This window comes from Streptomyces sp. CA189, from assembly GCF_056428985.1.
This window is the reverse complement of record NZ_JBWJVM010000063.1, coordinates 44,545-51,923: the sequence shown is the minus strand read 5'-3', so window position 1 is coordinate 51,923 and position 7,379 is coordinate 44,545. Positions and strand designations below refer to the sequence as shown.

Annotated in this window: 6 protein-coding genes; 2 read left to right on the top strand and 4 right to left on the bottom strand. The window is 74.5% G+C overall.

Going from position 1 to position 7,379, the window contains the following annotated elements:
- Positions 1-5: 5 nt before the first annotated feature.
- Entirely contained in the window at positions 6-1,001 is a 996-nt protein-coding gene (locus AC061S_RS33225) for a helix-turn-helix transcriptional regulator (RefSeq protein WP_478689586.1), read from the bottom strand.
- 128 nt (positions 1,002-1,129) lie between these two features.
- Between AC061S_RS33225 and AC061S_RS33220 the strand changes: the two genes are divergently transcribed.
- Complete coding sequence (locus AC061S_RS33220; protein ID WP_478689588.1) at positions 1,130-1,525, top strand: RidA family protein; 396 nt, start codon at positions 1,130-1,132, stop codon at positions 1,523-1,525.
- Between the two features lie 84 nt (positions 1,526-1,609).
- Here the strand turns inward: AC061S_RS33220 and AC061S_RS33215 are convergent, their stop codons facing one another.
- Positions 1,610-3,076 carry an RsmB/NOP family class I SAM-dependent RNA methyltransferase gene (locus AC061S_RS33215; protein WP_478689585.1) on the bottom strand — a complete coding sequence of 489 codons (1,467 nt, stop codon included), beginning with the start codon at positions 3,074-3,076 and terminating at the stop codon, positions 1,610-1,612.
- 72 nt (positions 3,077-3,148) lie between these two features.
- A complete protein-coding gene (gene fmt / locus AC061S_RS33210; protein WP_478689584.1) occupies positions 3,149-4,096 on the bottom strand; it encodes a methionyl-tRNA formyltransferase in 948 nt (315 codons plus the stop codon).
- A gap of 261 nt (positions 4,097-4,357) precedes the next feature.
- Here fmt and AC061S_RS33205 point away from each other — a divergent pair, with 261 nt between their 5' ends.
- On the top strand, positions 4,358-4,876 hold the full coding sequence (locus AC061S_RS33205; RefSeq protein WP_478689583.1) for a hypothetical protein: 519 nt from the start codon (positions 4,358-4,360) through the stop codon (positions 4,874-4,876).
- Positions 4,877-5,227: 351 nt separating this feature from the next.
- Here AC061S_RS33205 and AC061S_RS33200 read toward each other — a convergent pair whose 3' ends face one another.
- Positions 5,228-7,354 (bottom strand): primosomal protein N', encoded by a 2,127-nt coding sequence (locus tag AC061S_RS33200; protein ID WP_478689582.1) that lies wholly within the window; start codon positions 7,352-7,354, stop codon positions 5,228-5,230.
- Positions 7,355-7,379 lie beyond the last annotated feature (25 nt).

The following is a 7,379-nucleotide window of genomic DNA, read 5'->3' as shown; positions in this document are numbered from 1 at the left end:
CCCCCTCACTCCCCCACCCCCCAAGCCGACCCCCCATAGCGCGTCGCGAGCGCCGCAGCCCGGTCGCGCAGGGCGCTGCGCAACGACTGCGGGGCCAGGGCCTCGCCATCCATGCCGAGCTGCCACAGTGCCCATTGGGCATGTCGTGAATCCTGGAAGGTCACCTCCAGGCGCAGCCAGCCGTCAGGGTCGGCGTCGGGCTCCTCCGCGCGGACCGCCAGGGCGGTGTTCAGCAGGTCCTCCCGCCGCGCCGGGTTCACCCGGACCAGCACGGCGATGTGGTCGCCGCCGGAGAGGAACTGCGCGGAGCGCTCCCGCCAGATCCGGTCCAGGTCGACCCGGTTCGGCCGCTGCGCCGCTTCCGGGAGTTCCTCGGCGGCCAGGACCCGCGACAGCCGGTAGGTGCGGTCCTCGCCCGCTCTCGTGGCCAGCAAGTAGCCCCGGTCCCGTACGGTGACCAGCCCGATCGGGTCCACCGTGCGCCACTGCGGCGCCTCGCCCGTGGCCGCGTAGTGGATCCGCAGCTTGCGTCCACCGAGCACCGCACGCCGGACCTCGATCATCGCGGTACCGGACACTTCCTCGGCGACCAGCCGACGCGAGAGCAGGTCGGACTCCGGGTCGACGAGAAACCGCTGGGCCGCGTCGCTCGCGGTGGCCCGGTGGCTTTCGGGCAGTGCGTCGACCACCTTCCGCATGGCCGAAGCGAGCGCCGAGCCGAGGCCGAACACCTGCTCGCCCCGCCCCGATCCGGCGGCCAGCAAGGCGAGGGCCTCTTCGTGGTTCAGGCCGGTGAGCTCGGTCCGGAATCCGGGAGACAACGCGAACCCACCGTGCCGGCCACGCTCGGCGTAGACCGGGACCCCGGCAGCCGACAGCGCCTCGATGTCGCGCAGCACCGTACGGGTGGATACCTCCAGCTCGCGGGCCAGCGTGTCCGCAGTCAGCCGACCGCGCTGACGCAGCAGCAGCACCAGCGAGACCAACCGGTCAGCGCGCATGCAAAAAACTTTATCGGAATACACGACAGAGGGTGTCGTGATTCATTGCGAAGCTCGTCAACAAGACAAACGGCGGCCGCCAGCCAGCGGCTAGCCAGCCAACGACCCGACGGAGAGCCGACATGGCAATGCAACGAACCGCGATCAACCCGGTGACCTGGTCAGTCGAGATGGGCTTCAACCAGGGCGAGGTCGTCTCCGGACACACCCGGACCCTCTACATCTCGGGGCAGACCTCGATGAGCAGCGAAGGCAAGCCCGAGCACGACGGGGACATGGCCGCGCAGCTGGCGCTCAGCGTCGACAACGTGGAAGCCGTGCTCACCGAGGCCGGCATGTCCCTCGCGAACCTCGTCCGCCTCAACGTCTACACGACCGACGTCGATCTCCTCTTCCAGCACTACGGCGAGCTGGCCGCGCGGCTGGGCGCCGCCGGGGTGGCGCCGACCACCACGATGCTCGGGGTGACACGGCTGGCGATCCCCGGCCAGCTGGTCGAGCTGGAAGGGACCGCCGTCGCATAACGCGACGCCGCGACGCCGCGCCGACGCGACCGCGCCGACGCCACACGGACGGGGACACCGCGTCCCCGTCCGCGCCGCCCTCCCCTACCCAGTCCTCCGGATCAGCGCCAGATACATCGCGTCCGTCCCGTGCAAGTGCGGCCACAGCTGTACGTCCGGGCCGTCGCCCAGCGCCGGGACATCCTGCATGTACGGTCGCGCGTCGATCAGTTCCGCCGCGATCGGGACCGCGCCCGCGCCACGACCCTTCAGTACGTCCTCCACGACCACCCGCGTCTCCGCCAAGTGCGGCGAGCACGTCGCGTAGCCCACCACGCCGCCCACCCGCACGGCCGACAGCGCCTCGCGCAGCAGCCCGCGCTGGAGCGGCGCGAAGCTCTCCAGGTCCTCCGGGCGCCTGCGCCAGCGCGCTTCCGGGCGGCGGCGCAGCGCGCCCAGGCCGGAGCAGGGCACGTCCATCAGGACGCGGTCGAACGATCCCGGCAGCCACGGCGGACGCGTCCCGTCCGCCGTGATGACCTGATACGGACCGGGGTTGCCCGCGAGCGCCCGCTCGACCAGGCGGGCCCGGTGGGGCTGCTTCTCGGAGGCCAGCAGGAACGCCCCGCGCTGGGCGGCGAGCGCCGCGAGCAGCGCCGCCTTGCCGCCCGGCCCCGCGCAGCCGTCCAGCCAGCGCTCGTCACGGCCCTCGACCGGGGCGGCCGCCAGAGCCATCGCCACCAGCTGGCTGCCTTCGTCCTGGACACCGGCGCGGCCGTCGCGCACCGCCTCCAGCGCGCCCGGTTCGCCGCCCTCGGCCATCCTGACCGCGTACGGGGACCATCGCCCCGGCAGCGCCGAGTCCTCGCCCACCGCCTCCAGCAGCTCCTCCGCCGTGGACCGCCCGGGCCGCGCCACCAGCGTGACCTCGGGCCGCTCGTTGTCGGCCTCCAGCAGGTCCTCGATCCCGGCGCGGCCGCCGCCCAGCGAGTCCCACAGGGCGCTGACGACCCACCGCGGGTGCGAGTGGAAGACCGCGAGGTGCTCCTCCGCGTCGTCCTCGTACGGCGGGGCGACCTTCTCCAGCCACCCCTCCAGGTCGTGCGCGGAGATCTTCCGCAGGACCGCGTTGACGAACTTCGCCCGCCCGTCCCCGAGCACCACCCGGGCCAGCTCCACGCTCGCGGACACCGCCGCGTGGGTGGGGATCCGGGTCCCGAGCAGCTGGTGCGCGCCGAGCGACAGGACATCGAGCACCGGCGGGTCGACCTCGCGCAGCGGCCGGTCGATGCAGGCCTTGATGACCGCGTCGTACGTGCCCTGGCGGCGCAGGGTCCCGTACACGAGCTCGGTGGCCAGCGCCGCGTCCCGGGCCTGGAAGGTCTCGTCCTTGCGGGCCTTCTTCAGCAGCGGCGGCAGCACGAGGTTCGCGTACGCGTCCCGCTCGTCCACCGCCCGCAGCACCTCGAAGGCCAGCATCCGGACGGGGTCCTTCTTGGGCCTGCGGTGCGGCTTGGCCGGCTTGGCCGACTTAGCCGACTCGGCCGGCTTGCTACGAGGCTGGTCGCTCACGTGAAAGGTGCTCCGGGGGTTACGGGAAGAAATAAAGAAACGCGAAGAACGAAGAATTACGAACTACGAAAATCAGCCTACGTCGGCCCCGCCGCCCAGCCGCTCACCCGGGGCGATCCGCACCCCGCGCGCCCAGTCGGCGGCCTTCATCGGCTTCTTGCCCTGCGGCTGCACCCAGAGCAGCTCCACGGCGTGCGAGCCGGTGCCGACGTAGACGTTGTTCTTGGCCACGCTCAGGTCGCCCGGCTTCAGGTCGGTCCGGTCCGCGACCAGCCCGACCGAGACCAGCTTGAGCCGCTCCCCGCGGAACAGCGTCCAGGCCCCCGGCGCCGGCGTGCAGCCTCGCACCAGGCGGTCGGCGCGCATCGCGGGTGCCGACCAGTCGACCCGGGCGTCCTCCACGGTGATCTTCGGCGCGAGCGAGATCCCGTCGGCGGGCTGCTCCACCGCGCGCAGGGTGCCGTCCTCGATGCCGTCCATGGTGGCGACCAACAGTCCGGCGCCCGCGAAGGCCAGGCGGGTCAGCAGGTCGCCGCTGGTGTCGGTGGGCCGGATCTCCTCGGTGAGGATCCCGAAGACCGGGCCGGTGTCCAGCCCCTCCTCGATCCGGAAGGTGGAGGCACCGGTGACCTGGTCCCCCGCCATGATCGACTGCTGCACGGGCGCGGCACCGCGCCACGCGGGCAGCAGCGAGAAGTGCAGGTTGACCCAGCCGTGGTTCGGAATGTCCAGGGCGCTCTTGGGGATCAGCGCGCCGTACGCGACCACCGGACAGCAGTCAGGCCCGATCTCCCTCAACCGGGCCTGGAAATCCGGGTCGCGCGGCCGGGCGGGCTTGAGCACCTCGATGCCGGCTTCCTCCGCGCGCTCGGCGACGGGGCTGGCGACGAGGCGACGGCCCCGGCCGGCCGGGGCGTCGGGCCGGGTGACGACGGCGGCGACCTCGTGGCGCCCGGAGGCGATCAGAGCGTCCAGGGCGGGCACGGCGACCTCGGGGGTGCCTGCGAAGACGAGCTTCACTGGGGTCTACCTCGCTATCTCGGCTGTCAGCAGCACATCAGTCTATGGTCTGTCCGCCCACGGTCCCACCTGCGTCGCGCCGCCCGCCCGAGGGGGCGTACGCACACACGCGCGCTCCTCGCATATGCCGACACGCCCCCATAGCGTGACCTGCCCACCGGGTAGCGCGTTGGTCAAGAGAGATTGACCGAAACGGGCCGCGAAACAGAACGGTGTCTGCGGCCCTATCCGCTCTTCAGCACCGGTTCGAGAGGCTTCTTCATGGCCGACCACGCCACCCACGACGCCCAAGCACGGGCCAGCCTGCACCTCCTGGTGCGGGACATCGAGCGGGTTCGCCGGCAGGTGGATGCTCTGCGTACGCTCACCGCTCAGCTCGGCAACGTCTACCGCCCGCGCCGCTCAGGCCCCTCCACGGGCTTCGTCGTCTACGGCCGGGCCCCCGCGCCCACCGTCCGCCTCGCTCAGGAGCTGCGGGACAGCGTCGAGACGCTGGTCACCGCCGCGGTGGACTTCGACCGCTCGCTCGGCTTCTCGTGGGACGCGGTCGGCTCGGCGCTCGGCGTCACCAAGCAGGCCGTCCACCGGCGCTACGGCGCCCGCCGGGCACAGAGCGCCGAGCCCGGCGCCGAGCGGGAGCCGCTGGCCGAGGGCACGACGCCCCGGACCCTGGGGCCGCTGCCCACGATCCCGGCGGCGCGCTCGGTGCCGCCGCAGCCGGTGCGCGAGGAGGCGGGCGCATCCCGCCCCGCCGCCTTCCCCGGCCCCCGCAACGGCTGACCCACCCCCGTCGGGACGCCGACCCCCGACGACCTCCGCCCCCGGCGACCCGGCCCCAGGCCACCCCGCCGGGGGCTCCGTCATTCCCGGCACCGGCACGGAACAGAAGGGGGTCCCCTACCCTCCCTTCGCCCGTTCCCCGGGCTCCGCCCGGACCCGGTCCTCAAACGCCGGACGGGCTGGATGCCGCGCAGCGGCAAATCCAGCCCCGCCGGCGTTTGAGGCGCGGGGTCTGGGGCGGAGCCCCAGGGAACGGTGGAAGGCCGGGTAGGGGACTCCGCCCCGCAGGGCCATCCGCCCGGGCCCGCCCAAGGCGGACGGAGCCGGCCGGCACGCCACACGAGGCAACGCTCAGCCGATGTCCAACGGATCGATCCGGATCCGGACCGCCTCCGCCGCCGGAACCCCCCGCGCCAGCCGAGCCACCTGCGCCGCCTTCAGCGCAGCCGCCAGCGCGGCCCCGCTCCCCGGCGGGACCCGGACCAGCGCCCGCTCCCCCGCGGACGGCTCCCCCCGGAGCCCGGGCAGCGGCACCGGCCCCAGCACCTCCGCGTCCGCCGGCAACCCGGCCCCCGCCAGAAAGGCTTCGACGGCCTCGGCGCTGCCCGCGGCGACCGCCGCCATCCGGGAAACCGGCGGGAACCCGAGCTGCGCCCGCTCCGCGAGCTCCCGTACCGCGTGCCCGACGGGATCCCACCGCACCAGCGCCTGCACCGGCCGCAGCGTCGGCTCGGCGACGACCACCACCTGCCCGTCTCCCCGTACCAGCGAGGCCGCCGCGATCCAACGCCGCAGCGCGTCCTCGCTCGCCCGCAGGTCGGGCCGGCTCAGCATGGCCCAGCCGTCCAGCAGCAGCGCCGCCGCGTACCCGGCGCCCGCCGCGACCGGCTCGGCGCCGGGCGTGGACACCACCAGCGCGGGCCGGTCCGGCACCTCGTCCAGGATGTGGTCACGCCCGGAGGTCCGTACGGGGACGGCCGGGAAGGCCCGCCCCAGCTCCTCGGCGGTCCGCCGCGCTCCCACCACCTGGGCCCGCAGCCGGAACGCTCCGCACTCCTCGCAGTGCCAGGCCGGCTCGGCCCGCCCGCACCACCCACAGTGCAGGTCCCGCGCGTCGGGCGCCTCCAGCGGCCCCGCGCAGGCCGTGCACCGCGCCGGCGTCCGGCACCGTTCGCAGGCCAGCCGGGGCGCGTAGCCCCGCCGGGGCACCTGTACGAGTACGGGCCCGGTCTTCAGCCCCTCCCGTACGGTCTCCCACGCGAGGCTCGGCAGCCGGGCGGCCCGCGCGGCCCCGTCCCGGGCCAGCAGCTCGTCGCCGACGGTCCGGATCCGCGGCGCGTACGTGCGTACCGTCTCGCGGTCGGCGACCAGCGGGCGGGCCCAGCCGGACTCGACGAGCTGCGCGGCCTCCACCGTGCAGCTCGTGCTGCCCACCAGGAAGGCGCAGCCGTCGGTGACCGCGCGCAGTTCCAGTACCTCCCGCACGTGCGGGAACGGGGCGTGGACGTCGCTGTGGCTGGAGTCGCCGTCGTCCCAGACGGCGACGAGCCCGAGGTCCCGTACGGGTGCGAACATCGCGGCCCGGGTGCCGACCACGGCCCGCACCGAGCCCCGGCTGACGGCCAGCCACTGGCGGTAGCGCTTCTCCGGCCCGGACTCGGCGGTCAGCAGCGCGTGCCGCCCCTCGCCGAGCAGGGCGGTCAGCGCCGCGTCGACACGGCCCGCGGTGCGCCCGTCGGGGACCACCGCGAGGGCGCCGCGTCCGGAGGCGAGGGTGGCGGCCATGGCGCGGGCCAGCTCGTCGGCCCAGCCGGGGCCGGGCAGGGCCGTCCACACGGCGCGCGGGGTACCGCCGCCTGCCAGGGCCCGCAGGAAGCCGGGGCCGGCTCCGTACCGCTCCCAGCCGGCGGGCTCGGGCGCGGCGGGCGGGGGGAGGGGTTCGGGGGACGGCTTGGCCTCGGCGCGGGCGCTGCGGGCGGGCAGCGCGAGCTGGAGCACGTCGGCGAGGCTGCCGGCGTACCGGTCGGCGACGGCGCGGGCGAGGGCGAGCATCCGGGGACCGAGGACGACCTCGGGCGAGACGACCTGGGCGAGGGCCGCGAGGGCTCCGTTGTAGTCGGACTCGGCGCGGCGCTCGATGACGAAGCCGTCGATGAGCCCCCCGCCCTCGCGGCGGCCGCCGTGGACCCGGTGGGAGCCCGCGCCGAACCGGACCCGGACCCGGACACCGGGCTGGGCGGACTCGGACAGCTCGGCGGGGACCGCGTAGTCGAAGAGCCGGTCGAGGTGGAGCACGCCCTTGTTCACGAGGACCCGGGCCACGGGCAGCTCCTCGGCCACGGAGGCCCCGCGCCACGTTCGCGGTTTGGCTTTGGGCGCCTTGGCCTTCGCCTCGGCGACCATCTCCCGCATCAGCGCGAGCTGCTCCGGCGGACCGCCCGGCCCGCTCCGCTCCCCCGCGTCATTGGTGCTGCTCACACCCGCATTCTTACCAAACCCCACC